This window comes from Streptomyces sp. NBC_00162, assembly GCF_024611995.1.
Taxonomy (GTDB): Bacteria; Actinomycetota; Actinomycetes; order Streptomycetales; family Streptomycetaceae; genus Streptomyces.
Window position 1 is genome coordinate 262,663 of sequence record NZ_CP102509.1, and the last position, 24,936, is coordinate 287,598.

Consider the following 24,936-nt stretch of genomic DNA (forward strand, 5'->3'; position numbering starts at 1 on the left):
GTGATGGGTGGTGCACGTGGTTGCTAGTGTCCGGGCGTGACCCTGACTGACCTCAGCAACGGCTTTCGTGACGACGAACAGAGACGGCGAGTCCGGGCGGTCATTCATGATCGCCTGGCAGATGACCGTGATCCACAGGAGTGTCGTTACCTCATGCGGTTCTGGTGGCAACTGAGCATGCCGTACAGCGAGGTGTCGATGCAGGATCTAAGGCTGAACGTCCACCAGCGGAAGTTTGACGTGGTGGAGGAGCTGATCAACGCCATCAGGTCGTCCCATGCTCGGATCGATGTGTGGACTGCCAGCGCTGAGCAAGCCTTCGCAGTCATCGAGGACCGTGGTTTTCGGGGTGCCCCGGACACCGAGAGCTAGGACAGCAGCAGTGCCTTCAACCTGCGCCAGCAGATGAGACTGCAGGCGAGGCTGAGGAAGGCTTCGTGGATGTCGTCCCGGATCTCCCAGCGGATCCGCAGGCGGCGGAACCAGTGCAGGTGGGCGAAGGCACGTTCAACAACCCAGCGTTGGGTGCCGAGTCCGGAGCCGTGTTCGGTGCCGCGGCGGGCGATCCGTGGTTTTACTCCGAGGCCCCAGACCAGGCGGCGGTACTTGTCGTGGTCGTAGCCACGATCGCCGAGCACGACGTCGGGGCGGCGCCGGGGCCTGCCGCGCTTGCCCCGCACGGGTGGCACGGCCTGGAGGAGTGGGATCAGCTGGGTGACGTCGTTGCGGTTGCCGCCGGTCAGGGTGACGGCAAGCGGGATGCCGGTGGCATCGGTGATCAGGTGGTGCTTGCTACCCGTTCTGCCCCGGTCAACTGGGCTTCGTCCGGTCTTGGACCCCCCTTTAACGCTCGGATGTGGGAGCCGTCGACCGCAGCCAGGGAGAAGTCCAGGGCGTTCGCCCCGCGCAGCTTGGCCAAGAGTTCCTCGTGGAGCCGGGGCCACACGCCGGCCTCGGTCCACTCGGCCAGGCGGCGCCAGCACGTCATGCCCGAGCCGAAGCCGAGTTCCTGCGGCAGGTGTTCCCAGGCGATCCCCGTGTGCAGCACGAGCAGGATGCCTTGGAACACCAGCCGGTCCGGATGCCGCTTGCGACCCGGATGCCGAGGCCGACGCTCCACCTTGGGCAGCAGCGGCTCGATCACCGCCCAGAACTCGTCATCGACTTCCCACGGTTTCGGCCGAGCCACCCCACACCCCCGGATCAGCGCTCCTGGAGTGATCCAACCACCTCGAAGATCATTTCGTTAGGAGTTCTTAGAACCCCACTGCCGAACCTCCCGGTGCGCGCGCCCGCAGCCGACGCCTTCACCGAGGTGCTGCTCACTGACTTCACTGCCGGGTACTACGGAACTGCACTTACGGGTACTGCCACTGCGTTAACTGCGGTACTGCTCACGGCGACCCCTGATCACTGCGGGCCACCCGGTCCGGTCGTCAGCCCCGTCGCCGTCCTGCACCTGCTCTGGCTTCGGAACTCCACCACCGCACCGTCCTACGCACTGCAACTACGGGTTACTGCTGCCTGGCAGTTCGTCTCTGCCGGGCCCTGCGGTCCTTCTGGGCTACGAGAGAAACCATAACCACACCACCACCCAATGTCTACTCCGGCCGACATAGATTTTCGCGTGTTCGACAGTGAGGTAATCGACCTCGAACAGCGACATGGGCAGGGCGCAAGGCGGTCATCGCCGGGTTAACCGCCTCGGGCCGGGGCACAAGCACCAGGCAGACAAGGCAGGGCATCGACGAGCGAGACCCGGGTGACCTGATGGACACGATGAGCGTCACCGTCGCAACCGTCCGCTCCTCGACATCCGTCGCCGGCGCCCGCGAGAGCGCCCGGCACTTCCTCGAAGATCTCGTACCGGCGATTGCGGCCGCGGCCGCCGACACGGTGGTTCTGGTCGTCTCAGAGCTCGTCACCAACGCCCTGCGCCACGGCGGCGGCACCTGCGCCCTGGACTTGACCGCGCACCCGGACAGCATCGAGGTGGCCGTGCACGACCCCAGCCCCCAGGTGCCGCGCATGCGCACCCCCGACCTGAACGGCGGCACCGGCGGATTCGGCTGGCCCATGGTCAACCGCCTCGCCCACGCCACCGCAGTCACCCGCCAGGCGACCGGCGGCAAGACCGTAAGCGCCCTCCTCGCCCGGTAGCGCCAACGCGCCGCCGCCACCCGGGTGACCGCTCTCCCCCAGGCCAAACTCGCCGATGGCCGCTGTACCGCGTGTCGGCCGGCCTTGCACCACGGGCAACCACCTCGCCTCACCGGACCGGCTCCCGCCGCAGGTGGTCGCGATGATCCGGGGTTTCGGCGGCTGGCACCGGACGGATGCAGACGCCGTATGCCGCGCTGCGAAAGCTCACAGCCGTGCCAGAGTCCCGGCGCCGTCCCACACCAGGACTTAAGCAGGTAAGCGGGCTTTTCCGGCAGATAGGCGGAAGGTCATGGCATCTGGGTGAAATCTGCTCAGGCTGTGCACGCGCCTGCACTCGCGCGACCTGACACTCGCCACCAGGGTCCGTTGATCATCACTGCGCGGCGAATGCGTTCGCCCGGGGCCCGGCCGCGGCAATTTTCGTGGCTGGCAGTCAGTCCCGAGCCGGAGGTAGACCGCCCGTGGCGGTGAACGGAAACCCGACCGTCAGACGACGCCGGCTGGGCGCGGAGCTGCGCCGGCTCCGCCTGGCCCGTGGCCTGACCAGTACACAGGTGGCTGAACGCCTGTTGATCTCCCAGCCCAAGATCAGCCACTTGGAGAACGGCCGCCGCGCCATCAAGCCCCGCGATGTGCGGGACCTGTGCGCCCTCTACGGAGTCACCGACCCGCAGGTCGTCGACGCCTTGATGCGGATGGCCACGGAATCCGAGCGGCAGGGCTGGTGGGTCGCCTGCGGGGAGATTCCGTACGCCGTCTACATCGGCCTGGAGACGGCAGCCGCATCTGTCCGCTCCTACGAGCCCCTGGTGATCCCCGGCCTGCTGCAAACACCCGCCTACGCCCGAGCCGTCATCGAGGAAACGATCCCTCTGGCCACTCCCGAGCAGATCGCCGTGCGCCGTGAGGTCCGGCTGCGCCGCCAGTCCCGGGCCCACCACCCGGCCCGGCGCTTGCGCTTATGGGTGGTACTGGATGAATCCGCACTGCGCCGCGTGGTCGGCAGCCCGCAGATCATGCGCGAACAGCTCGCGTACCTGAACCGCCTCGGCGCGCAGCCGCACATCACCGTGCAGGTCCTCCCACACAGCACGGGAGCCCACCCCGGCCTCTCGGGACAGTTCTCCATCCTCGACTTCCCCGACGCCCCCGGGGCGGGGACGGTGTACCTGGAACGGTTCACCAGCGACCTCTACCTGGAGAAACGATCCGACGTGCAGCACTACAGCGCCATGTTCGACCACCTCCAGGCCCAGGCCCTGAACCCGGAGCGCACCCGCTGCTTCATCACCCGCGCCGCCGAGGAGCCGCCGGCCGCGGCATCCCCGCCCGGCTGGCCGTGACCGCTGCCGTACCGGCCGCAGGTCACTGGGTGGCGTACAGCCGCTCGCGCAGGTACAGAAGCGCGGCGGTGTCGACGACGGCGGCCAGGTCGGTCAGCAGGGTGCGGATGGCTGCGTCGTTGCCGTCGCGGACCGCCTGCACGATCTCCTCGATCGTCTCGCGTGCGGACGGATCTATGCCTGCCGGACCGGCCGGGGCGGGGCCAAGGCCGGCCGGGGCGGTAGCCTCGCCCGGCCCGGCGCCCACCGGGGAGCTTGGCACTGCCGTCATGTCATCCCCTAACCGATCGCCCCCGCCGCGAGTCACTGCCCACACGACAGGCCGGCGAACCGGCACGCTCGCGTGCACCGGTAGCCCCGCCAGCCCGGAGAGCGCGGTGCCCGATGCTGACGCGGGAGAGGGATCCGCGGGGCGGGTTCTCGTGGTAGGGGCGGTGTCAGCGTCGGGCGTCAACGCCGACCCTCGCGTTCACACGGGATGCCGAACTCTGTGGTTGTGCTGCGGGGTGCTGGCCGCCCACGGCTATGGTCGGGCGCAGTCCGCGCCGATAAGGCGTGCGCGGGCGAGGCCCGGTGACCAGAGCGCTCTGGCGGCAGTAGCACCGGGCCGCCCCACGCGACCGAGGTCCGGCAGGCGGACCGGGAGGAGCGGAACCCGCTCCCCATGGCCTGGCTCGGCTGGTCGGCTGGCTGCACGAGCTGGCCCCGTCATGAGAACGGCCTCCCCTTGGAGGATGAGGGGAGGCCGTTCTACACCGGGCTGTGCGCTGCGGCTGGTTCAGATGACTGCGCTGGATGTGCCGGCGCGACGAGCGCGCCGGGTCCAGGACTTGGTGCTGTCAGTACTTGCCGTGGTGGTCGGCCTTGTGGTGCCCGTCCGAGCCGCCGTTGTTGATGCAGGTGTTGCCGAAGGCGGGGTTGAGGAGGCCGACGATGTTGACGGTGTTGCCGCAGAGGTTGACCGGGATGTGGATGGGCACCTGGACGACGTTGCCGGACAGGACACCCGGGGAGCCGATGGCAGCGCCCTCTGCCGTGGCGTCGGCGGCGGCCATGCCGGCCCCGCCTGCCAGGACGGCACCAGTGGCGGCGGTAACGGCTACGGCCTTGGCGAAACGGAACATCAAGATCTCCTTGAACTCACTCTGCCGCGGGTACGGCACGGACGACGTCCCCCACAACGGCCGAGCCGCCCGCCCGTCACGGACAATGGGCCGAACCGGTGAGCTCGAGAAACATCCGCTCAGCCTGACCCAGGCCGCGACCGCCCGAGCCGGCATCCGCGCCGCCATCGCCCTGCCGGCCTGGCTGCGCGGGCAGGGCGTCGAACTCGCGCGATGCACCCACGACTGGGCATCTATCCCGTCTAGTCCGGACCTCCGCCCTGATGGGACTCTCCACTCAACTGCATCAGCCTCCAGGAGTGAGATCCTGCTCGCTGACGCCGTTCTCCGGGGCGGTGAACAGCTTCTCCGCGACCTGCGGCGGGAGTGCCTGGGAGGGCAGGGCGCGCAGGCGGGCCTCGTCCGTGGTGTTGTCGCTGGCAGGCGGCGGACCGCTGCCGTGGATGCCGGGGCCGCTGGCCCGTACGGCTGGACGGCGGCTGCCCCTCTCGGGGGGCACGGCCGCCGCGTTGCTGTCCGGCAGGCCGGTAGCGGAAGCCTCCCGGGAAGTCTCAAGGGACGCTGGGTGAGGGCGCGGCACGGGTCTCGGCGGTTGGGCGGCTGTCTGCCGTCTTCGGATTTAGTGACGCGGCTTGACAACGCGTGGCAGTGGCGACCGGTCTGCTGGATGGCCCTCGTTCACACAGTGCGGGTGACCGTGACGAGGACGGTGACCGGTGCGGTTGTGCCGTGCTGGGCCAGGTGGGCGGTGATGGCGGTCCGGACGTGTTCGCGGACCTGCTGGGCGACGTCCAGGACGCGGTGGTCCTCGTGCATGGCGCAGCGTACTTCTACGTGCCAGCCTCCTTCGGGTGTGTGTTCGGCCCGGATGCCGGCCTCGCCGGGAAGGGAGGCGGCTCCCATGGCCTGCTGTGCGCGGGAGGCCACGGCGGCCAGCCGGTCGGCAAGGCCCGGCTGGAGCGCGGACACACCGGGAACGTCGAGGGCAGCCCGGGCAGCGGTCTGGTGGATGTCTCGGTTTCTCCTGGAGGTCATCGCTGTCCGCCCCGTTCAGTCGACCTGGCACCGGGCGCGTCGAGGGGGTCCAGCACGGCGTCGATCTCCAGGTCCACGTCGGCGACGGCCAGACCCAGCACGTGGTCCGCGGCATGGAGAACTGCTCGACGTACCTGGGCGGCCTGCTCGGGCAGCGGCTGATCGAGGGCGGTGGCCAGGGTCATGGCGACGTGCACGGCAGTGCCGTTGCCGTTTGCGGTGGGGGTCAGGCGGCAGCTGGCCGCGCGGGAGCCGGGCACGGTGTCGGCGGCCTTGCGCAGGACTTTCGCTGCGGCACTCTCGGCGATCCGCAGGTCCAGGGCGGGGTCGTCCAGCGGCAGCATCGCGCCGAGCCGCACCTCGGCCCGGACCGCGCTGATCACTCGGTCGGCGAGGCCGTGTCCACTGGGCCGTGCCTGGGCACGCAGGGCGCGGGTGGCCTCATCTAGTGCCGTCAGCCCTTCGACGGCCTGTCGGCAGGAGGGGCAGGAGGCGGTGTGCGGGTCTGGCGTGGCGGCCGTGTCGCGTGCCTGCTCCCAGGCGCGGCTGAGCGGGCGTCCGCAGGGCAGCAGCTCATCGCCGGCGAGTAGCTCCGCTTCAGGAAACAGAGGAGCGCCTGCTGCATCGATGTCTTCGGCTGGCGGCTCGCCGCCGGAGGTGGGGTGCGGCTCGTCTAGCGCCATGGGCGCATCGCCTCCTGCAGAGCGTGTCGTGCGCGAAAGAGTCTGCCCCGCACCGTTTGTTCGCTGGTACCGGTCACGTGTGCGATCTCCTCGTAGTGCAGGCCGTGCAGTTCCCGCAGGACCCAGCAGGCCCGCTGCTCGGGGTTGAGTTCGCCTAGTGCCGCCGCCAGGGCGGCCGTGGCCGCGTCCGTCTCGGCGACGCGCGGTGGTGAGCTTCCCGGATCGTGGGATGCGGGCTCGGGAACGGTGTCCAGGGGGAGAGCACGGGGGCGGCGCCGCAGGGTACTGAGGCAGGAGTTGGTGACGATGCGGTACATCCAGGTGCCGAAAGAGGCGCCGTGGCGGAACTCCGGCAGCTGTCGCCAGGCGGCGAGAAATGCGTCCTGGACGGCGTCCTCGGCATCCGCCCGGTTGCCGAGGAGGTGGTGGGCGAGTGCGAGCAGCGGGCTGCTGTGACGGCGGACCAGGACGGCGAACGCGTCGTCATCTCCCTCGGAAGCCCGTACGGCCAGCAGCCTGTCCGACAGATCGTAAAAGTGCCTCGGCCGCCTGAAGCGTCGGCACTGGATGGCGGCGCAGGATGCTGCCGGTGGTCTGCGCCCGGTGGGGGCAGGGGCCCGGTCCGGTCGTGCATCCACCGCTCGCTTCCTTCCGGGACCGTCGTCCTGGCGTCCGCACGCACCCTTCGATTCTATGTGATGCCCATCACGCGAACGGTGTGAGGGTTGCGGCTGTGGTGCGTCTAATCCTTCGACGAGCACCGCACCGGTACCCGCTCGGACACCCTCGGGAGGTCCTCATGTCGGAAACCACCAGCCGCCCCACACCAGGTGAGAACCAGCCCAGCACCGCGGGCAAGACGCTGCAGGGCCGCACCGGCGCCGGGGCCCCGCCCGAGACGCGCGGGCGGACCACCATCGCCGACAGCGTGGTGGAGAAGATCGCAGGAATGGCTACCCGCGAGGTGCCGGGCATCCACAGCCTCGGCGCCGGGATGGCCCGCACTTTTGGCGCCGTCCGCGACCGGGTACCCGGCGGACACCCCAGCGTGACCCGCGGAGTGAAGGTCGAAGTGGGCGAGCGCCAGACAGCCGTCGACCTCGACGTGGTCGTCGAGTACGGCGTGTCCATCGTGGACGTCGCGGGCGACGTCCGCACCAACGTCATCACGGCCGTGGAACGCATGACGGGCCTGGAAGTCGTCGAGGTGAACATCACCGTCGACGATGTCCACCTGCCCATTGAGGAGGACGAGCGGGAGGAGACCGAGGGCCGCGTGCAGTGACCCCCTCGCTCCTGCCCCGGTGCGGGCACCGCAAGGGGCAGGGAAAGCCGATCGACGTGAAACACGGGTGAGTGAGATGAGCACAGCCACGGTGGGCCTGCTGGCAGGTATGGCCCTGGGCTTCGCCGGCTACTTCGGCGGTTTCTGGGCCTTCCTGCTCGTGGCAGCCCTGGGCGCGGTGGGCCTGGTCGTCGGCCGCATCCTGCAGGGTGACGTCGAGGTGTCCGACTTTGTCCGGCCCCGGGACCGGCGGTGACCACGCAGCCCGCTGCTTCCGCCCGCCCACCGGGCTCTGCGCCCGGCGAAGCCGGGGACACCGCACTGGCCCGTGTGCCGGTGGCCGAGCGCGGCGCGACCGTGATCCCCGACAAGGTGGTGGCCCGCATCGCGGCTCGCGCCGCGCGGGAGGCACTGACCAGCCAGACGGGTGCAACCCCCGCACGTCTGGGGCTCGCCGCCCCCGCTCGACGGTCGCGGTCAGCAGCGGATCGGCCCGCCTGGGCCTGTCGCTGGACCTGCCTTACCCGATCGACATCGCCGGCGCATCCCGCGAGATACAGCACTTTGTCGGCGAGCGAGTGGCCCGGCTGACGGGAATGCGCGTCACCGAGGTCACCTTGACCGTCCAGCACCTGGTTCCCTCCGGCGGCCTGGAGCACAGACGAGTCCAATGAACCAGGCCGGCACCCCCACGGGGAAGGAGAGCGGGCATGACACGGGACCAAGAACCCCCCGCTGAGACGGAGCAACCCGCCACCATCCGAGCGGCCACCCCCTGACAGTGTCGACGCTGGCCATACAACCGCCAAACGCCGCACAACCCCAGGGCAGCAGCACAGCGGACGACGGCAGGCGCCCCTCGCGCCGACTGTGGTCCGAACGCCGGATACCCGCCGCGCTGGCTGCCCTCGTCATCGTGGCCGGCACCGGGATCCTGCTGTTCGACGTCTCCATGGTGCGGGCCGGCCACCATGGCGCCGCCTGGCGCACCCGCCTCGCCCACGAACTGGCCACCCGCCCCCTGGACGACATCTGGATGCTCACCGGCGCCGCCCTCACCGCAGCCCTCGGCCTCTGGCTGATCATCCTGGCGCTCACCCCCGGCCTGCGCCACCAACTGCCACTCAACGCCCCCGCCGGCCAGTGCAGGGTGCAGGCCGTGCTGGAACGCGACGCCGCCGCCCTGATGCTGCGGGATGCCGCCATGCGCGTCCCCGGCGTCAGCCGGGCCAGGATCCGGGTTCGGCGACACCGCATCAAGGCCCGCGCAGACATACGCTTCCGCGACCCCGGCGAGGTCAAGACCGACCTCACCGCCGTTCTGTACGAGCAACGCGACCGGCTCGCCCTGGTCCATCCGCCCAGGCTCACCGTCCGCGTACGCCAGCGCCGCAACTGACCGTTCTGTGGACACTCGAACCGGCAAGAAGAAGGCGGGAGACGAAGCCATGAAGAGGCAATCGGTGATCAACCGGATCCTGCTGGCTCTGGCGGGCATCGTCCTGCTCACAGGCGGCCTCCTCGTCCTCGCGGGTGGCCTCGATCTCTACCGGCGCCGGCACCTGACGCCACCCGACGGATGGCCCCTGACCAACCCGCACAACGTCCTGCTCAGCGCCGCCGACCGCACCCGCTGGACCGGTCAGGGCTGGTGGTGGCCCGTGGTGATCGCTGCCCTGGCCGTCATCGTGCTGCTCGCCCTGTGGTGGCTGCTGGAGCAACTGCGCCGAACCCGCCCAGGACACATGCCCATCGGAACACCCCCGACAGAGGGCGTGGAACTCCACGACCACGCCCTCAGCGACGCGATCGCCGCCGACGCGCGCCAACTGCCCGGCGTCCAGCAAGCGCGGGTGCAGATGACCGGCCGGGCCAACCATCCCGAGGTCCGCATTACTGTGACGCTCACCCCGGGCAGCGAGCCCGGCTCCGTCCTGCAGGCCCTGTGCCACGGCCCACTGGAACGCGCCCACCAATCCACCGGCTGGACCCAACTCCCCACCCAGGCACGACTGCAGGTCACCACCCACAAACCCCACCGCGCCGAATAGCAGACCGCTCTCAACTCCTCCACACCAACGTCAAGAAAGCTTGCTCGCTGGCCACCCGGTCCGACACTGGACACCGCGCTGTGTCACTTCGAGATGGCAGCGATGCCGGACAGGTGGGGATGCGCTGGGCGGCAGGACGGGGTGCAGTGGCCTGGCCGAACTACGGCGAGGATGGTGTCCCGCCACGTGGTGTAGCCGATCAAGCAAGTGGAATGCCCAGGCCGCGGCCCTGATCGGCTTTACCGGCGGCCCTGTTGGGGATCACGGAGCTGGGACCGGCTATGACGGCCGGGCGCTCTGGGGCGGGACCTGTCCGAGGAGTCCAGACCGGAGGCGACGGGTCATGACCGGCTACACCACGACAGGGAACGTGACCACGGCGAGCCGCCCGGGCCGCAGGCGGAGTTGCGGGCATCCTGGCGGCTGTGCAGCATCCCCGAGGCGCGGGTCAGCTGAGTGTGGGGCCCCGGGGCTGTCGTCTTCCGGGGCCCCACGCCATGTCCGCCGCTGTCCGGGCCGTCCGCATGGATTTCGTCGGCAGAGAAAGCGCGGCTGAACGGGTGTGCTTCTGCGCTTCCGGAACGCTCACCGCCGACGACGACGGGTGGCCGCGCAGGCGGTTGGGCGGTACGTGACAGAGCCCGGCCGGGGTGACTGCGGGGCGCCTGGCCGGGCTCTGCGTGCGTGGGGTGCCGCTCTGCTCAGAAGTCCTCGTCGCGAAGCAGGTCTTCCTCGCGGCGCCGCTTGTTCTCGTCGGGGCTCTTGCCGCGGGACGGCTGAGCGGGCTGGGGGTGGACCGGGTCCTGGCCGGTGCGCTGCGGGCGCTGCTGTTCCTCGCGGCCCTTGCCCGGCTCCTGGCGCTTGTCCTGCGTACCGCCCATGACGGCGACTCCTTGATGCGTGGGGTGACGATTCCTCCCGTCACGCTGACACCTAGCGTCACAGTTCGCACCATTTCGGACACGGATCGTGGCGGGAGGGTGATTCCGCGGCCGAGACAGATCCGTCGGAATGCGGGCTTGGGGCGTGGTGCCGAGGATGGGCTCAGCCCCACACCCCCGCGCCGTCAGGAGTCGATTCCATGCTGGAGCGCACGCTGCGCAAGGACCGCACCGAGGTCACCTTCGTCCTTCCCGCGGACACCCCGCCCGGGCCGGTCAGCGTGGTTGGCGATTTCAACGAATGGCAGCCAGGCGTGCACACCCTGCGGCCGCGCAAGGACGGGAAGCGGGCGGTGACGGTCGAGCTGCCATCCGAGAGCACGCACTCCTTCCGGTATCTGGCCGCCGGTGACTACTGGTTCAACGACGAGAGCGCCGGTGACCGGGAAGGCCCCAACAGTCGCCTGCACACCTGATCGGCCCAACCGGCGTGACGTGGGGCGGCCGCGGGCGTTGAGAGCGGCGACACGTGCCCGCCGGCCCACCACCCCACGGGCCGGAATCCGTGTGACAGCCCCGCTACCGCGCCCGGAGGTGGGGCCGAGAGTGCGGCGGAGTGAAGGCCGAGAAGACCTTCACCCCGCCGCTCATTCAGGGGGCGCTTCCCCTGTCAGGCATCTACTCCACCTCCGCCGCAGCACCGCCGACGCCGCCCTCGGAGCCGCCGGCTCGGTGTCCGTACCCGGCTCGGTGTCCGTACCCGGCTCAGTCTTGCCCGGCTCAGTCTTGCCCGGCTTCGTGTTCGTGCCCGGGTCGGCAGCCGACCCGGGCACCGCCCGAAAACGCAGCCCTGCCCACCACGGCCGCTTGCCTGGTGACAACAAGCCCGATTCTGTGTCAACTACCGTGCTTCGGCTCATCTCCACTACCGGGGGCAGTCAGGTGCGGCGCGATTCAGTAGTCGAGGTAGTCGATGTCGGTGAGTTCGACGAGGAGGTCGCTCGCGCGGCGGCCGCTGTCCTTGAAGTAGCTCTCCTGAAGGGCTTCGGCGGCTATCCGCCGGAGTTCGGCCTCAGTCGCACCGGCTTCCTGGGCGGCGAAGAGACGGCCGGCGTAGAGGGGCGGGACGTGCTGGGTGATCCGGCGCATCCGGCCGTCATCCGTCGTGCCCGGCGCGGCCGTGAAACCGGACCGGGCGCGGGTCTCGATCACCAGCCCTGTCCGCTTCGCCGCCTGCTCGCGGGCGCGTTTCTTCACCAGGGGCTGCCAGCGGCGGGTGGCCTCGGCCGCCATGTGCTCGGCGAGTTCGGGGCGCGGGGTCTTGATCTGGTCTTTCACGTAGCGCTCGACGGTGCGCTGGGAGATGCCCAGGAGTGAGGCGACGGCCTTGGTGGAGCCCTTGTGCTGCTTGACCAGGTAGCGCATCTGCGCGCCTGCTGACTTCGGGATGGGGCGGGTGCCCTTGGCCGCGGTGGCCCGTTCCAGGCTGTCTCCGACGATGCCCACGTGTTCCACCCCCGGTTGTGTTCGTCCGGAGGCGATCATGCCATTGAGGTCCGCAGCACCTACCTGCGGCCGGGTTCACGGTCTCCCGGCCGGTGAGAGGGCATCGTGAGCTGTGGAGTCCGCCCGGGAGCCCTTCGCACGTCGACCGGGCGGACCGCTGAAGGGGCATCACCAGCAGCAGCTCGTGTAGCCATGGCCGGGCGCCGCGGCCCCACGGTAGGGGCTCGGGTCAGGGGCGGATGTAGTTCGTCACGTATCGGCGGGCTGCCTGCTCGCTGGTGCCGAGCGCGGTCGCCACCGCCTCCCACGGGATCTGTCCGACCCGCACCGCCAGAGCCGCATCCTCCCCAACTTCAGCGATCAGGTGCCGTAGGTCGGCCAGCGCCTTCAGCGCCACCAGCGGATTGTTCACTGCGGCGACAGTCAGGTTGTCTCCCGCCACTGGGCACTGGACCGGAACCGCCAGATCACACCCTCGAACTGCTCCCGCAACCGCTCCGGGTACGGGCCGTACCTACCGATCGGCAGATACGGCTCGATGAACTTCCACTGGGCATTGGTGAGTTGCCTGCGTGTTACGACCACAGTCCTACCGGGTTCCACCCCATGAAGAGGACAGAGCCCAGGAACTGATCACGACACCACACAGGCCCTAGCGCGCAGCCGACGGGCTGCAATCCGCAGACGACGGCCCATCATCACCGCCAGCAGGTACGCGAGTTCAGCATCGTGTTGCCTTCATACCTGGCGACCTGCATGCCCAGGATGTAAATGCCATTCCTGCCGTTCCGTGCACTCGTGTACCAGGCTTGACCCGCACCGCTTCCGTCGTAGAACGAACGCCACGGCCAGTTAGTGCGGACGCCGCCGAGATTCTCCGACACGAACCGGACCTTCACGTGGTGTCCGTCAGCGGCGGTGTCTATGACGTGGAGGCCGAGGTCGATGGAAGAGTAATCGGAGGCCCAATGGCTCCAATTCACCTCGCCCTCGGCACCGGTGGTACTACACGAAATGGTGCCCCTGCTCTCCGCCTGGGCGGTGCCAGCCGTGGCTGCGGTGGCAAGAATCGCGAAGCCTACGCTCGCTGCAAGTGCTGCTTTCCTCATGATCAAATACCCCTTTCGGCTGCTCGTGATCATACTGGAAGTTTGATCGTTTCATGCCAACTTGTTTACATGCGCGCCCTGTTGCCGGGGGCGGTGGGTGGGCCCTCAGCGAGGTCGGCTGTGCGGGTTTGGCCGGCGTCCTGCCCGGAATTTGAACGAGTGGCCCCCTGGTCTTGCTCGACGCGGGACCCGAACTGGGTGGGTAAAGCCCCCACGTCGTGCTGAGCCCCTTCGTTGAGGTGAGGTGCGCCCCACCTGTCATGGAAACTTATGTGTTCGAATGCGGAATCCCCGTTTCCCTCGGCCTGGTTCTTCGGCCGGAAGGAGAAGACCTCAGTAGTCTGCCCTGGTGCGGCGAAAAGGTCGTGAGCACTGGGTCCACAACTTCCTTAGCGCTGAGCCCACTTGGATGCGTGGGCTTGAAGGGCCTGGTGGCGGTGGTCCTTGGGTGTGGTGCCGTAGGCGTTGCGATGGGCACGGCTGAAGTCGGCGGCGCGGGGAAACCCCCATCGTGCGGCGATGGCCTGGATGGGCGTGGTGCGCAGGGCAGGGTCTGCGAGGTCTCGGCGGGCTGCGCGCTAGGGCCTGTGTGGTGTCGTGATCAGTTCCTGGGCTCTGTCCTCTTCATGGGGTGGAACCCGGTAGGACTGTGGTCGTAACACGCAGGCAACTCACCAATGCCCAGTGGAAGTTCATCGAGCCGTATCTGCCGATCGGTAGGTACGGCCCGTACCCGGAGCGGTTGCGGGAGCAGTTCGAGGGTGTGATCTGGCGGTTCCGGTCCAGTGCCCAGTGGCGGGAGATGCCTGCCGAGTTCGGCCCCTGGGCCACCGTCTACGGACGCTTCCGCGTCTGGCGGGACGCCGGCGTCTTCACCGGCCTGCTGGAAGGCCTGATCGCCGAGGGTGCCCGCGGGGAAGAACAGACTTGTCACTGGTCAGCGTGGACTCCACAACGGTCCGCGCCCACCATGACGCCGCAGGGATGCGCGTCAGCAAGTACCTCATGGAGGCCCTGGAAGAAGCCGCGCAGGAGCAGGAAGCGGCCCATCAAAAGGGGCGGACCGGAGGAACAGAACGGACAGGCCGAGCGTCGGCGCATCCGACGCAGACGCAAGCTCCGCCTGAAGGAAGCCCTGCTCGGAAGGTCCCGGGGCGGACTGACCAGCAAGATTCATCTCGCCGCGGACCGCAGGTGCCGTCCGCTCGCGCTGGTCCTGACCGCCGGGCAGGCCGGGGACAGCCCGCAGTTCATCCCCGTGCTCAAGAGGGTGAGAGTCCGCCTGCCCGTCGGCCGTCCCCGCACGATGCCCGGCGCGGTTGCCGCGGATAAGGCCTACTCGTCCCGCGGCAACCGCTCCTACCTGCGCAGACGCGGTATCAAGGCAGTCATCCCGGAAAAGCGGGACCAGGCCGCCAACCGGAAGAAGAAGGGCGCACGAGGCGGCCGACCCGTCAGCCACGACGCCGACCTCTACAAGGAGCGGAACACGGTCGAACGTCTGATCAACAAGCTGAAGGCCTGGCGAGGGATCGCCACCCGCTATGACAAGGCGCCCGAGAGCTACCTCGCCGGCCTCCACCTCCGCGCCGCAATGATCTGGATCGACGACCTGCTGAAAACCGCCGAATGATCACGACATCACACAGGCCCTAAGGCTTGTCCCGCAAAAGATCTTCGAGTCGAGCTGGACGGGTCGGCCGGTGTGGAACCCGTTCGTTTATCCGACGAGGTTGAGGTTGTGCAGGCGGGCGATGCCGAGCATGGCGTGGTGGACGCCGTCGCCCTTGAGACGGCAGTCACGGAGGATCTTCCAGGTCTTCATTCGGGCGAAAGTGTGCTCGACGCGGGCGCGGACCTGCTTGTACGAGCGGTTGTGCTCCTGCTTCCAGTCGGGGAGTTCCTCGCCCTTGCGGCGGCGGTGGGGCATGACGAGCCCGGTGCCCGGATAGCCGCCATCGGCGATTGTCATCGTCTTCCCGACAGCGGCTTTGGCGCCGGATTGCTCCCACGCCCTGCAGTCGTTGCGGTTGCCCGGTAGAGGCCGGCCGACCACGACGACCCGGCGGGTATCGGCGTCGATGACCACCTGGTGGTTGGTGGAGTACCTGTAGTTCTTGGACTGCTCGGCGATCGTGTGGTCGCGGGTGGGTACCAGGGTGCCGTCCACGATGAGCACGGCGTCTCTCGCGAAGCGGCGCCGAGGCTGAAGCGCCAGGAGCGGACCGAGGTGGTCGATGATGCGGTCGGCAGCGGACTTGGAGATGCCGAACAGCGGGGCGAGCTGGCGCATCGTCAAGTTTGTGCGCCAGTACGCCGTGACCAGCAGTGTCCTGTCTGCCAGCGGCAGGCTCCACGGCCTGCCCCGGCGGGTGGCGTCGGCCCCCTCGCGACGCAGCGCCGTCACCAGTTTCATGAACTGGCGCGGGCTCAGCCCGGAGAACGGGACTATCCAAGACGGCTCTGACGCCGTGATCACACCAGCCACGTCAAGATCATTTCACCGCGGCTGAGCCCTCCAGCCCGTGAGGGCGGGGTCCGGACGCGAAGGCAAGGACGTCGCGGACCGCTTCGCGCAGGCTGCCGAAGTGACGATGCACGCCGTCCACCGCCGCAGGGGCGTTGACACCCCACACCGTCATCCCGGCACGGAGCCCGGACTCCACCCCGGAAGGGGCGTCTTCGATGACCAGACAGTCCTCCGGTTTGGCACCAAGTCGCGCGGCTGCCTGCAGATACGGCACCGGCGACGGCTTGCCTTCCGCCACGGCGGCCGCATCCACGAGGACCTCCGGGACTGGCAAGCCCGTCCGTGCGAAGCGTCCCCGCACCCGGTGCTCATAGTTCGAAGTCACCAGTGCCCAGGACCCGGGCTGCAGAGCACTCAGCAGCTCCGAGGCCCCGCCGAAGGCGGCATAAGCGCCGGAGCGGACGTCCTCGTCCTCCAGCTCGTGCAGTGCGGCAAGGCACTCCCCAGGGTCCTGGTCCGGAGCAACCTGCGCAAAGGTCTCCATCGGCCTCGTCCGCAGTGCCACCCGGTAGACCTCATCGGGGTCCAGTCCGTATCGCTCTGCCCACGTTCGCCAAACAAGGCGCTGATTGTCCACCGCGTCGATCAACGTGCCATCGACATCAAACAGGACATACCTCATCACACCAGACTGGCCGGGTTCACTGATCACGCTTCGATCATGCCATCAGGCCCTGAGCAGGCAGTTTGCGGGACAAGTCTTAGACGCTTACTTCTCCGCCGGCAGTCCCGTCGTGCGCAGCCGACCCACCGTCTGCGCCGAAGTCGCGCGGGGCGCCTGGGCCGCCATCGCCGACAGCAGCCCTTCCCAGGCGTCGGGGAGTCCCGCGTCCACGGCCGACCGGTACGCGGCGCAGGCCTCGTGCGTCCGTCCCTGTTCCAGGTACAGGGCGCCGAGCGCGGCGTACGCCTCTACGTCACCAGCCTTGCAGCCGTGGACGTAGGCGCGTTCGGCGGCAGGGATGTCACCCAGTTCCTCACGCACGCGGCCCAGCGCCGTCCAGGCGTCGGAGGCTCCCAGGGCGGCGGCCCGCAGTACCGCGCGCCGGGATCCGTCCCGGTCCCCGGCGCGTTCCCGTATCCGGGACAGCGCGGACCAGGCATCGGTCGCACCCCGCTCGGCCGCCAGGTCGGCGGCGAGCTCTGCGCCCCGCCTGTCCCCAGCGTTCTCCCGGGCCCGCGCCAGCATGATCCAGGCGTCCACATCACCCGCGCGCGCTGCCTCCGCCGCAGCGTGGGCGGCGCCCGCCTCGTCACCCATTTCCTCGCGGGCTTCCGCCAGCGCGGTCCAGGCCTCCGGATCGCCGGTGCGTGCCGCCTGAGCGGCGGCCTCCTCGGCGGCCACACGGTCACCGTCCGATTCGGCGAGCAGGGCCAGTTCGCGCCACGCGGCGCCGACGCCCAGGCCTGCCGCCTCGCGATGGGCCGCGGCGGCCCCTGCCCGGTCCCCAGCCGCGTTACGCAGCCTTGCCAGGAGGGACCACCCTTCGGGATGCCCCGCGTCCGCGCCGCTGGTGGCCGCTTCCAGGGCTGACGCATGGTCACCAAGCGCCCAGTACAGCCGTACCAGAGCCGCCCATGCAGCGCCGACTTCCTTGCCTGCCGCCCGGGTGGCGTGTGCCACCGCCGCGGCGAGGTCCCCGGACCGTTCGGCGACCTGTGCGAGCCCCATGTCCCCCCAGCCGTCGCCAGCGCGTGCCGCTTGCTCGAACGCCTCCGCCGCCACCGCACCTTGTACCGCCCGCATCCGGCCGAGCGTCCGCCAGGCTAGCGGCTCGCCCGCTGTCGCCGCCCGCGCCGCGACCGCGTCCGCCGCAACCGGGTCTCCCTCCGCCTCGCGGATCCGGGCCATGGCCGCCCAGGCCCACGAGTCGCCCGACTCTGCCGCGCGCCGGTACGCGTCGTAGGAAGCAGGGCCGTCGCCTTCCGCTTCCCGCGTCACTGCGAGAGCGGCCCAGGCGACGGGGTCCGTCGCAGCCGTCTCTTCTGCGGTGGCCTGCCCTTCGGTGGTCGCCCTTAGCACGGCGAGGGCGGCCCGCGCCTGGCTGTGGCCCTGCTCGACGGCCTGCTCATACAAGGGGACGGCACTGCCGTAGCGACGCCGCTGCTCGGCGGCCCGGCCGAGAGCGTAGGCGTCGTCGGCGGTCCTGGCCCAGCGTGCCCCGGACCAGAACGCGGCGGGCGGCGCCAGCTGGGCTCGGACCCGGCGGATGTGCTGTTCGAGATAGTCGTCAGGACGATAGCTGTCCGGTTCACCGACACCCGGTTCGTGCCGCTCCGCAATCAGCGGCGCGGGGCCACCCTCCGTAGTCGTCAGCGCGCCGATGGCGGCCGGGAACCACTCCTTGCCCGCAGTCGCGCGCGCGGCTGAGTCCATAAAGCCGGCCGCCGCCTCCATCAGCATGCGCGCGGGCACGGCGCCGGCGTGGCCCAGCCTGCGTGCCTCCGTGGCCGCCGTCAGCACGGCGTGTTCGGGCGCGGTGAACCACTGATCCGGTCCCATCTCCCAGCGGCGCACCAACTCCGGTCCCACGGTGAGGTGTTGCAGTACGCGCTGCCCGGATCCGGCCGCCCGTACTGCAACGGCGACACGCGGGTCGCGGGCGGCGGCCGAGGCGATAGCTGCGGGGTCACCGGCCAGCGTGTCCGGAACCGTGATCATCGCGTGGGGTCTGGTCAGCAGCGCGAGGGTGTGCGGGGCGCCCTCCAGGCCCTTCTGGCGATTTGTCAGGCGCCGCATGTGTTCTGGCCACATGGTGCCCACCACCGCTAGCGGCGTCACCTGGTCGAGCAGACGGCCCAGCGCTCGAGCTGCCCGCTCGCCCGCGGCGCCGTCCAGAAAGCGCTGCGTCTCGTTGAGCCACAATACGGTCCGCGGGTCGATGTCGGCCGCCTCGATCCACGCGGTCAGCTCCTCCGCGTCGGCGGGGAACAGCACAGGCCAGTCGGGCAGCACGGCGATCACCGCCTCATACAGCGCGCGGGTCTTGCCACTCGCGGAACGGCCCACCAGCAGCACGAGCGCCGCCTGGTTAGCCGCTGCCATACGAGCCAGCCGCTGACGCAGGGTGGTGTCGTGCGGGCGGGTGAGGTACTCCGTCAGCGGCAGGTCCACGGTCCCGTCCGGGCCGGGCGCGGGGTGGACGCCCAAACGCACAGGGTCCCACTCCGCTGCGGTGCGCAGCCGAACCTCCGGCGTCTGCCCCGCGGCCGCCCAGAGCGCCTGCACCTCCGCAGTCACCCGGTCGGGGTCCTCACCGGCCAGCCTCGCGAGCGCCGCAGCGACGAACACTGTGTCCCGGAGCGAGGACGGCGGTGTACAAGCCAGGGCCTGCGCCACAGTTCCTTGCGCCGGCCGCCCCTGGAGGCCATCAGCGTCTGCGGCGAGGGACTCGGGCGCCGGGCTGCCCGCGGCCAAGTACAGCGAGCGAAGCCGTTGCCGGAGGGCGCGCAGGGGCCCTGGTGGCAGGCGAGACGAGGCAACGCAGTGAGCGCCCGCCGACGATGCGTCCGCGGTCCGCCTCTCGTCGTCAGCCATGGAGGCCCTGCTCCCGGCCGAGGAACTCAACCGCGCGGTCCACGCTGTCGAAGATGGGAAACACTTTAGTCAGCCCAGTGATCCGGAAGATCTTATGGATTCTCTCATGAGGCACCACCAGGGAAATTCCGCCATCGTAGGCACGGACCCGCTTCAGAGCACCAACCAACACACCGGTTCCCGTCGAGTCCATGCCGTCGACCCTCGCCATGTCCAGGACCAGAAACACCCTTCCCTGACTGATCAGGTCCACGATCAGTTTGCGCAAGTCCGGCGCGTTGTAGACGTCCAACTCGTCCCTGAGTGTCACCACGGTGATGTACTCGGAGACGTGTTCATACGAATGGCCGCCCTGTGGGACGATGCGGTTCGCCCTCTCCACGATGGCGGCGCGCCGCTGCTCGACACTCCTCTCCGCATAGGCGGCGGCGAGTGCCGCGACCGCTCTCGCCACGGTCTCGTAGGTACGGAAGACCTTGTCCCAACCGGTGTCAGCCAGAAATTCCCGCACCTGCTGGCTTGTCACGACCAAGGCGAGGGCCCCGCCCTGGGCGCGCACCCGCATCAGACCGCCTGTCAGCACGCGCAGGACCGCCCTGTCGACACCGTCCGCCGTGTTCAGGTCGATGACCAGAATGAGCCGCCCGCCCTCGATGACCTCCAGCAGTGCGGAGCGCAGCGCCGGAGCGGAGGCGGCGTCCAGCACACCACCCTGGCCATCGCCTTCGACCCGTACGACAGCGATGTCGTCGGGTCCGTCCTCGTACGACACCTTCAGGTGCACCCGGCTCCCGCTTCATGCCGACTGCCCGGCGCGTCAGCGTGCCCCACGCCTGGTCGCGCCAAGCGGAAAATTCCGCCATCTCGGACACAGTAGATTCTATCCGGCGGGCACGTGCTACGCAGGGCGCGAGAGCCCGCGCGGGCCACCGTCGGGAAGTCATCCTGCGCGACGGCGTGGGCACACGAACCGACTGGCGCCCCGGGCTACCCGCGGCCCGGTACAGCGATCGCAGCTGTTGCTGGAGGGCGCGCACTGGCCCCGGCGGCAGGCGAGGCGTGGTGACGGAGTGCGCGTGGTCCGACCAGTCGTCCGCAGTCTGCTGCGCGCCGTCAGTCATGGACTCCAGGCACTGTTCGGCCGAGGTGCTCGACGGCTGGGTCCACCGTGTCGAAGATGGGAAACACTTTGGTCAGCCCCTGGATACGGAACCCATTCGCAACTCTCTCCTGAGTCACAACCAATGCCATTCCGCCATTATGGGCGCGGACCCGCTTCAGGCCACCGACCAACACACCGAATCCCGTTGAGTCCACGAAGTCGACCGCCGACAGATCCAGTACGAGGAACACCCTTCCATGGTTTACCAAGTCGACCAGCGGATTGCGCAGTTTCGGCGCTTCGTAGACGTCCAACTCGCCCTCGAGTGTCACCACAGTGACGAACTCGGAGACGTGTTCATACGACACCTTCAGGTCCACCTGGCCCCGCTTCATGCCGATTGCCCGGCGCGCCAGCGCGCCCAAGCCTGGTGACGCCAAGCGGAAACTACATCATTTCGAACATTGCTTATCTTAGTGGGCGACCGCAGACTACGCAGGGCTGAGAGCCGCGCGGGCCACGGTCAAGAAGGCTTCCTGTGCGACGGCCTGCCCGGTTCCGGGAGCGTTGGCGACCAGTGCGTCGCGAAGGTTCTCCGCCGCCGTTGCCACTCCGTCGGGGCCTTCGAGGCGTACGACGTTCAGTGCCTCTGCGACCTCGCCCACAGCGACGTCGTACTCCCGGCGCCGCGGCGCCTCGTCCGCGGTGCCAATGGCGCTCTGCCAAGCCGCGAGTGCCTGGTGGGCGCTGTCGGTGCGGCTCAGGTACGTGACGTAGGCGGCCCGCCGCACCGCCCGCTGGTTCGCCAGTGTCTGCTCGGTGAGGGTTCGGCGAGCGACGTCGAGTTGGGCCGTGGCCTGGAGTTGTCCGGAATCCCAGGCGGCGGCTGCCTGTCGCCGACCGGCTTCCCATGCGGCCGCGGCCTGGCGCTCGCCCGCCGCCCAGGCGGCAGCGGCCTGGCGTTTGGCGGCAGCGAGGGTGAACACCCCTGTAGCCGCTCCGCCGCCGATTGCGGCCCCGGCGGCAATCAGCGCCGTCAACACGTTCTCGTCCACGTCAGGCGCCCAGCGCCGCGAGCGCCATGGACCTGGCCTCCTCCTGGATCCGGCGCAGATAGTCCGGGCCACGGAAGGGCTCCGTGTCGATCTTGCAGACGACCTCGGTGCCCGAAGGACGGGCCGCGAACCGGAGGGGGTAACCTTGCTCCCGCCAAGGGCGGTATGCCGTTGCCGGAGGCCTGGGTGAGCACCGTGGTGACCGGCTCGCCGGCGAGGGTGCCAGCGGTAATCTGGCGCGGGGACTTGGCGAGCAGCGGCCCCCGCCGCGCGGGAGGTTCGCCGATGCCCAGCCGTACTGCCGGGCATTCTTCCGGCGGCGAACTTCAGATCCACCGCGGCGCCGCTCCAGAGGCCCGGCGCGGGCTCGGGATCCCAGAGTTCCAAGCCCAGAGGGGCCATTTTTTCAGCGGTATCCCGCTGCGTGACCGGCTGACGCCCCGCGCGGTGTGACCGCTTCTTCTGATTGTTACTCGGCACCTGAACTCCCGTCCTCCACATGTGTGCCCCATCAACTATTGGACCCGCACACGGTCAGGCGGCACGGCGCGCCGGTTTGTCAGCTGACGGATGTCGTCACCGTAGTCGTCCCCCGGTTGGCCAGCAGGGGCAGGCAGCGCGTCACGCGCTGCCGAGCGGACCGCTGGCGGCCGGGGTGTCCCAGCCCGCGCCGGACCCCGACATCACACAGGCCCTAGATCCGGAACCCCTCGTCACCAGGTCAACAGGGGCTGTTTCGACTGTGTGCCGCTACCGACGGCAGCGGCACTTCAGCCTCGCCATCGGCCACAGTACGTAGCCGACCGTGCTTGATCTTCGAAGGCGGTCACTAACCATCCGTACACAAGTGCGCGAAGACTCCCAGAAGGGACGGCAGGGATGAAGAACGCGCTGGTGTCATGGTAGGTGGTGCCTTCCTCGAGGTCGTGGTGTGAGACGCGGGGCCGGTGGGATCGCTCCCTAGGCGCGGTCGGCAGCCTTGTATGCCAGGAAGCCGGCGGCCGGGTGGTCGATGCGGAGTGTCGGATCCCATGCCGTCAGGCACTGCGCGCTCGGCACGAACAGAGGCTGGGGCAGCGCGTCCCGGGGCCAGAACTCCCAGGCCCCGATGGCTTCTTCGCACTGCAGCGGTACACCGGACCACCGGGTCACCAGGACGGGCACCGTCACCCGGACGATGTCACCCACCCGGGCCAGGAGGGTGCCCAGCACGACGGTGTCGGCGACATCGGCCACGATGCCGGCCTCCTCGTGGAGTTCGCGTACTGCGGCCTCGGCGAAGGTCTCGCCGGGTTCAACCGATCCACCCGGCAATTCGAAAGTTCCACGACGGTGTTGGCCCAGCAGGACACCATCCGGCCCGTGGATGATCACGCCGACTCCCACGAACGCGCGTGGAGGCGGTGGAGTACTGGTGCGCTGGCGGCTCGGCACCCTCTGCGGACGCCGGACCTCGTACAGCCGGTAGGAGGCCTGGTTGCCCGGCTGCGGTTCGTCGATCGCCGTGGCCTTCTCCAGGGTGAGGCCGTGCTCGACCAGGAGGTCTTCCCACAGCTGGGGGGTCAGGACCCACATGTGGACGGGGTGCTTCTGGGTGGTGCCGGGAAGCCGCAAGTCCTCCGAGCGTGGGGCGATGGCCGTCGAGGGTCCGGCGCCGGCGGAGTTGGTGTGCAACGCGGAGAACAGGAGGCGTCCCGGTGTTATCTAGACCTCAGCCACGTTGTTGCAGGTCAGATGGCATTTGGTTGGTGAGGGACGTCAGGCACGCACCGTCAACATCGTGGGTCAATCAGCTAAGGGCTGTCCCATAATTGACCGTTGAGATGGCCGGGACAAGGTGGGCTCATCGCCGGTGGGTCGGGCTATGCGGCCTGGAGAAGGTTGTGGAGGCGGGCGATGCCGAGCATGGCGTGGTGGACGCCGTCGCCCTTGAACCCGCCTGAGCGCAGCGTCCACTCCCTCCCCGTCCGCGACGATCCGTCAAGCCGCTGCGGCTCTTCTCTAAAGCAACCCGCCGCAGGCCTTGACGGACGAGATCTCGCGTCGTGCCATGAGAGGACACACCGCGACGGGGGATGACACGATGGCGTCAGAGGGACACGACGGACCCAGTGGCGAGCCCGAGAGCCACAATGAGGTCCCACAGAGCAGCGCTCCAAAACTTTCAGTTGGCAAGGACTTCGCCCATGTAGCTTGGATCGTCCTGGCTCTCATCGTCTTCGGGATAATCTTGACCGTGGCAGCCGGCGATTGCTCTCCTAACTGCGCCAGCAACACGCCCTCGCGGCGCTGATCACCGAGCTGCCCCGCGAACCTGGCCGCCGCCGCGCTGGTCGCCACCACCGATTCGCTGCTGCGGCGCCATCGCCGGGGCGTTGCGGTCGACGATGCGGTCGGCAGCCGACTTCGACACTCCGGACAGCGGCGCCAACTGCCGCAGCGGAGGTTGGCCCGTCAGTATGCGGCGACCAGCAGGACCCGCACCCGCCAACGGCCAGCCGGCCCTGCCCCGATCCTCCCAAAGATCAATTACGGGACAACCCTTAGACCGTGTCCTACATGGCTCGTTGACCGTTGTGGTGGGCATGGGGAGTGGACGGTGGGGATGGATCGTTCCGGATGGACTGTGGGAGATAGTGCGGCCGTTGTTGCCGCCGGCACGGGTCCGGCCGCAAGGTGGCGGGATCGCGAACATCGATGATGAGGCGGTCTTCGCCGCCATCATCTACGTGCTGGTCAGCGGGTGCGCCTGGCGGGCCCTGCCTCCGTGCTTCGGGGCGTCGAAGTCGACTGTGCACCGCCGGTTTGTCATCTGGTCGCGGGCCGGGGTCTGGGGCCGGCTTCACCAGAAGGTCCTCCAGCTCCTGGACGAACAGGGCCTGGTCGACCTCTCCCGTTCGGTACTCGACTCCGCACACGTCCGCGCTAAAAAGGGGGCGAACTCACAGGTCCGAGTCCCGTGGACCGGGGCAAGTCAGGTTCCAAGATGCACGTCCTGTCGGACGCGGATGGACTGCCCCTACGCGTCGGACTCTCCGCGGCGAACACCCACGACAGCCTCGGGCTGAAGCCGATGCTGTCTCATTTCCACATGGGACACGAATCCCACGCAGCCGATTCCAAGCCGACACGACTCCACGCGGACAAGGCCTACGACATCCCCCACCTGCGGCGATGGCTCTGGGGCAAGCGGATCGGGGTCCGCATCGCCCGCAAGGGCATCGAGTCCAGCGAACGATTGGGTCGCCGCCGGTGGGTGATCGAGCGGACGATGTCCTGGCTTACCGGCTACCGCCGGCTCAACCACCGCTATGAGCGGAACCCCGGCAACTACCTGGCCTTTCTCGGCCTGGCCGCAGCCATCTGCTGCTACAAACGCTTCCTCAACCTCACCATGTAGGACACGGTCTTAGTTCAGAGAAGGCCCGGTCTGCGCGAGCTGCAACACCTTCGAGGGCAAGGGAGTCCGTTTCCTCGAAGGAGAAGGAACCGTCCTCCACCTCCTGGAATGCACCAGCTGCCGCCAGCAGC

The 24,936-nt window shown here is 69.0% G+C and carries 28 protein-coding genes and 5 pseudogenes; 10 read left to right on the plus strand and 23 right to left on the minus strand.

The window, feature by feature from the left end:
• The first annotated feature begins 36 nt into the window (after window positions 1-36).
• Window positions 37-372 (plus strand): hypothetical protein, encoded by a 336-nt coding sequence (locus tag JIW86_RS01525; protein ID WP_257552073.1) that lies wholly within the window; start codon window positions 37-39, stop codon window positions 370-372.
• Here the strand turns inward: JIW86_RS01525 and JIW86_RS01530 are convergent.
• Window positions 369-1,189, minus strand: a protein-coding gene (locus tag JIW86_RS01530; protein WP_416237511.1) for an IS5 family transposase whose coding sequence is annotated in 2 segments (ribosomal slippage) — window positions 369-853 and window positions 853-1,189 — 822 coding nt in all. Because the reading frame shifts where the segments join, the coding sequence is not laid out codon by codon here. The genes JIW86_RS01525 and JIW86_RS01530 overlap by 4 nt on opposite strands.
• Window positions 1,190-1,770: 581 nt before the next feature.
• Here JIW86_RS01530 and JIW86_RS01535 point away from each other — a divergent pair.
• A complete protein-coding gene (locus JIW86_RS01535) occupies window positions 1,771-2,160 on the plus strand; it encodes an ATP-binding protein (protein WP_257552149.1) in 390 nt (129 codons plus the stop codon).
• Window positions 2,161-2,624: 464 nt separating this feature from the next.
• A complete protein-coding gene (locus JIW86_RS01540) occupies window positions 2,625-3,506 on the plus strand; it encodes a helix-turn-helix domain-containing protein (protein ID WP_257552150.1) in 882 nt (293 codons plus the stop codon).
• A 22-nt stretch (window positions 3,507-3,528) separates the two neighbouring features.
• On the opposite strand, the gene JIW86_RS01545 is transcribed toward JIW86_RS01540, so the two are convergent.
• The 6 genes from JIW86_RS01545 to JIW86_RS01570 form a co-directional block, all read right to left on the minus strand.
• Entirely contained in the window at window positions 3,529-3,777 is a 249-nt protein-coding gene (locus tag JIW86_RS01545) for a hypothetical protein (protein ID WP_257552151.1), read from the minus strand.
• Window positions 3,778-4,345: 568 nt separating this feature from the next.
• Window positions 4,346-4,630: a chaplin gene (locus tag JIW86_RS01550; protein ID WP_257552152.1), complete on the minus strand. Its 285-nt coding sequence runs from the start codon at window positions 4,628-4,630 to the stop codon at window positions 4,346-4,348.
• Between the two features lie 286 nt (window positions 4,631-4,916).
• Entirely contained in the window at window positions 4,917-5,129 is a 213-nt protein-coding gene (locus JIW86_RS01555) for a hypothetical protein (protein WP_257552153.1), read from the minus strand.
• A 179-nt stretch (window positions 5,130-5,308) separates the two neighbouring features.
• Window positions 5,309-5,665 carry a hypothetical protein gene (locus JIW86_RS01560; protein ID WP_257552154.1) on the minus strand — a complete coding sequence of 119 codons (357 nt, stop codon included), beginning with the start codon at window positions 5,663-5,665 and terminating at the stop codon, window positions 5,309-5,311.
• Window positions 5,662-6,348 carry a hypothetical protein gene (locus JIW86_RS01565; RefSeq protein ID WP_257552155.1) on the minus strand — a complete coding sequence of 229 codons (687 nt, stop codon included), beginning with the start codon at window positions 6,346-6,348 and terminating at the stop codon, window positions 5,662-5,664. Before JIW86_RS01565 ends, JIW86_RS01560 begins: the two co-directional genes overlap by 4 nt.
• A complete protein-coding gene (locus tag JIW86_RS01570; protein ID WP_416237653.1) occupies window positions 6,339-6,917 on the minus strand; it encodes an RNA polymerase sigma factor in 579 nt (192 codons plus the stop codon). Before JIW86_RS01570 ends, JIW86_RS01565 begins: the two co-directional genes overlap by 10 nt.
• 230 nt (window positions 6,918-7,147) lie before the next feature.
• Between JIW86_RS01570 and JIW86_RS01575 the strand changes: the two genes are divergently transcribed.
• The 4 genes from JIW86_RS01575 (at window position 7,148) to amaP (ending at window position 9,684) form a co-directional block, all read left to right on the plus strand.
• Window positions 7,148-7,633, plus strand: coding sequence for an Asp23/Gls24 family envelope stress response protein (locus JIW86_RS01575; protein ID WP_257552156.1), 486 nt, complete (start codon window positions 7,148-7,150; stop codon window positions 7,631-7,633).
• A 76-nt stretch (window positions 7,634-7,709) separates the two neighbouring features.
• Complete coding sequence (locus tag JIW86_RS01580; protein WP_257552157.1) at window positions 7,710-7,889, plus strand: hypothetical protein; 180 nt, start codon at window positions 7,710-7,712, stop codon at window positions 7,887-7,889.
• A gap of 660 nt (window positions 7,890-8,549) precedes the next feature.
• Window positions 8,550-9,032, plus strand: a complete 483-nt coding sequence (locus JIW86_RS01585; protein WP_257552158.1) for a DUF6286 domain-containing protein — start codon at window positions 8,550-8,552, stop codon at window positions 9,030-9,032.
• A gap of 49 nt (window positions 9,033-9,081) precedes the next feature.
• Window positions 9,082-9,684, plus strand: coding sequence for an alkaline shock response membrane anchor protein AmaP (amaP, locus tag JIW86_RS01590; protein WP_257552159.1), 603 nt, complete (start codon window positions 9,082-9,084; stop codon window positions 9,682-9,684).
• A 701-nt stretch (window positions 9,685-10,385) separates the two neighbouring features.
• On the opposite strand, the gene JIW86_RS01595 is transcribed toward amaP, so the two are convergent.
• Entirely contained in the window at window positions 10,386-10,565 is a 180-nt protein-coding gene (locus tag JIW86_RS01595) for a hypothetical protein (RefSeq protein WP_257552160.1), read from the minus strand.
• A gap of 200 nt (window positions 10,566-10,765) precedes the next feature.
• On the opposite strand from JIW86_RS01595, the gene JIW86_RS01600 reads away from it, so the two are divergent.
• Window positions 10,766-11,041: an isoamylase early set domain-containing protein gene (locus JIW86_RS01600; RefSeq protein ID WP_257552161.1), complete on the plus strand. Its 276-nt coding sequence runs from the start codon at window positions 10,766-10,768 to the stop codon at window positions 11,039-11,041.
• A gap of 478 nt (window positions 11,042-11,519) precedes the next feature.
• Here the strand turns inward: JIW86_RS01600 and tpg are convergent, their stop codons facing one another.
• The 5 genes and pseudogenes from tpg to JIW86_RS41965 form a co-directional block, all read right to left on the minus strand.
• Window positions 11,520-12,071 (minus strand): telomere-protecting terminal protein Tpg, encoded by a 552-nt coding sequence (gene tpg, locus JIW86_RS01605; protein ID WP_257552162.1) that lies wholly within the window; start codon window positions 12,069-12,071, stop codon window positions 11,520-11,522.
• 229 nt (window positions 12,072-12,300) lie between these two features.
• Window positions 12,301-12,483 (minus strand): hypothetical protein, encoded by a 183-nt coding sequence (locus JIW86_RS01610; RefSeq protein ID WP_257552163.1) that lies wholly within the window; start codon window positions 12,481-12,483, stop codon window positions 12,301-12,303.
• A gap of 20 nt (window positions 12,484-12,503) precedes the next feature.
• Window positions 12,504-12,656: pseudogene (locus JIW86_RS01615) on the minus strand (transposase); the annotation flags it as partial.
• A gap of 113 nt (window positions 12,657-12,769) precedes the next feature.
• Entirely contained in the window at window positions 12,770-13,213 is a 444-nt protein-coding gene (locus JIW86_RS01620; protein ID WP_257552164.1) for a hypothetical protein, read from the minus strand.
• A 356-nt stretch (window positions 13,214-13,569) separates the two neighbouring features.
• Window positions 13,570-13,752: pseudogene (locus tag JIW86_RS41965) on the minus strand (AraC family transcriptional regulator); the annotation flags it as partial.
• A gap of 77 nt (window positions 13,753-13,829) precedes the next feature.
• Here JIW86_RS41965 and JIW86_RS01630 point away from each other — a divergent pair.
• Window positions 13,830-14,813 (plus strand): IS5 family transposase, encoded by a 984-nt coding sequence (locus JIW86_RS01630; RefSeq protein ID WP_257552165.1) that lies wholly within the window; start codon window positions 13,830-13,832, stop codon window positions 14,811-14,813.
• Between the two features lie 87 nt (window positions 14,814-14,900).
• On the opposite strand, the gene JIW86_RS01635 is transcribed toward JIW86_RS01630, so the two are convergent.
• The 10 genes and pseudogenes from JIW86_RS01635 to JIW86_RS01680 form a co-directional block, all read right to left on the minus strand.
• Window positions 14,901-15,668, minus strand: coding sequence for a transposase (locus JIW86_RS01635; protein ID WP_257552166.1), 768 nt, complete (start codon window positions 15,666-15,668; stop codon window positions 14,901-14,903).
• 7 nt (window positions 15,669-15,675) lie between these two features.
• The gene (locus JIW86_RS01640; RefSeq protein ID WP_257552167.1) at window positions 15,676-16,362 is read right to left on the minus strand and encodes an HAD family hydrolase; all 687 of its coding nucleotides are present in this window, start codon (window positions 16,360-16,362) and stop codon (window positions 15,676-15,678) included.
• Between the two features lie 57 nt (window positions 16,363-16,419).
• Window positions 16,420-18,951, minus strand: a complete 2,532-nt coding sequence (locus JIW86_RS01645; RefSeq protein WP_257552168.1) for a hypothetical protein — start codon at window positions 18,949-18,951, stop codon at window positions 16,420-16,422.
• Between the two features lie 289 nt (window positions 18,952-19,240).
• Window positions 19,241-19,567: an STAS domain-containing protein gene (locus JIW86_RS01650; RefSeq protein ID WP_257559187.1), complete on the minus strand. Its 327-nt coding sequence runs from the start codon at window positions 19,565-19,567 to the stop codon at window positions 19,241-19,243.
• A gap of 135 nt (window positions 19,568-19,702) precedes the next feature.
• A pseudogene (locus tag JIW86_RS01655) lies at window positions 19,703-20,032 on the minus strand (STAS domain-containing protein); the annotation flags it as partial.
• A gap of 329 nt (window positions 20,033-20,361) precedes the next feature.
• Complete coding sequence (locus JIW86_RS01660; RefSeq protein WP_257559188.1) at window positions 20,362-20,730, minus strand: STAS domain-containing protein; 369 nt, start codon at window positions 20,728-20,730, stop codon at window positions 20,362-20,364.
• A gap of 111 nt (window positions 20,731-20,841) precedes the next feature.
• The gene (locus JIW86_RS01665; protein ID WP_257552169.1) at window positions 20,842-21,405 is read right to left on the minus strand and encodes a hypothetical protein; all 564 of its coding nucleotides are present in this window, start codon (window positions 21,403-21,405) and stop codon (window positions 20,842-20,844) included.
• Window position 21,406: 1 nt separating this feature from the next.
• A pseudogene (locus JIW86_RS01670) lies at window positions 21,407-21,716 on the minus strand (phosphoglucomutase, alpha-D-glucose phosphate-specific); the annotation flags it as partial.
• Window positions 21,717-22,365: 649 nt separating this feature from the next.
• Entirely contained in the window at window positions 22,366-23,019 is a 654-nt protein-coding gene (locus tag JIW86_RS01675; RefSeq protein ID WP_257552170.1) for a nucleotide triphosphate diphosphatase NUDT15, read from the minus strand.
• Window positions 23,020-23,781: 762 nt separating this feature from the next.
• Window positions 23,782-23,886, minus strand: a pseudogene (locus JIW86_RS01680) (IS5/IS1182 family transposase); the annotation flags it as partial.
• Between the two features lie 104 nt (window positions 23,887-23,990).
• On the opposite strand from JIW86_RS01680, the gene JIW86_RS01685 reads away from it, so the two are divergent.
• A protein-coding gene (locus JIW86_RS01685) for an IS5 family transposase (RefSeq protein ID WP_257552171.1) occupies window positions 23,991-24,805 on the plus strand; the annotation gives its coding sequence in 2 pieces (ribosomal slippage) (window positions 23,991-24,333 and window positions 24,333-24,805; 816 coding nt in all).
• Window positions 24,806-24,936: the final 131 nt, after the last annotated feature.

Excerpts from the sequence above, each read along its gene's own strand:
- JIW86_RS01535 (WP_257552149.1), top strand. The coding sequence starts at position 1,771 with ATGGACACGATGAGCGTCACCGTCGCAACCGTCCGCTCCTCGACATCC.
- JIW86_RS01545 (WP_257552151.1), bottom strand. The coding sequence starts at position 3,777 with ATGACGGCAGTGCCAAGCTCCCCGGTGGGCGCCGGGCCGGGCGAGGCT.
- JIW86_RS01550 (WP_257552152.1), bottom strand. The coding sequence starts at position 4,630 with ATGTTCCGTTTCGCCAAGGCCGTAGCCGTTACCGCCGCCACTGGTGCC.
- JIW86_RS01560 (WP_257552154.1), bottom strand. The coding sequence starts at position 5,665 with ATGACCTCCAGGAGAAACCGAGACATCCACCAGACCGCTGCCCGGGCT.
- JIW86_RS01565 (WP_257552155.1), bottom strand. The coding sequence starts at position 6,348 with ATGGCGCTAGACGAGCCGCACCCCACCTCCGGCGGCGAGCCGCCAGCC.
- JIW86_RS01575 (WP_257552156.1), top strand. The coding sequence starts at position 7,148 with ATGTCGGAAACCACCAGCCGCCCCACACCAGGTGAGAACCAGCCCAGC.
- JIW86_RS01580 (WP_257552157.1), top strand. The coding sequence starts at position 7,710 with ATGAGCACAGCCACGGTGGGCCTGCTGGCAGGTATGGCCCTGGGCTTC.
- amaP (WP_257552159.1), top strand. The coding sequence starts at position 9,082 with ATGAAGAGGCAATCGGTGATCAACCGGATCCTGCTGGCTCTGGCGGGC.
- JIW86_RS01595 (WP_257552160.1), bottom strand. The coding sequence starts at position 10,565 with ATGGGCGGTACGCAGGACAAGCGCCAGGAGCCGGGCAAGGGCCGCGAG.
- JIW86_RS01600 (WP_257552161.1), top strand. The coding sequence starts at position 10,766 with ATGCTGGAGCGCACGCTGCGCAAGGACCGCACCGAGGTCACCTTCGTC.
- JIW86_RS01620 (WP_257552164.1), bottom strand. The coding sequence starts at position 13,213 with ATGATCACGAGCAGCCGAAAGGGGTATTTGATCATGAGGAAAGCAGCA.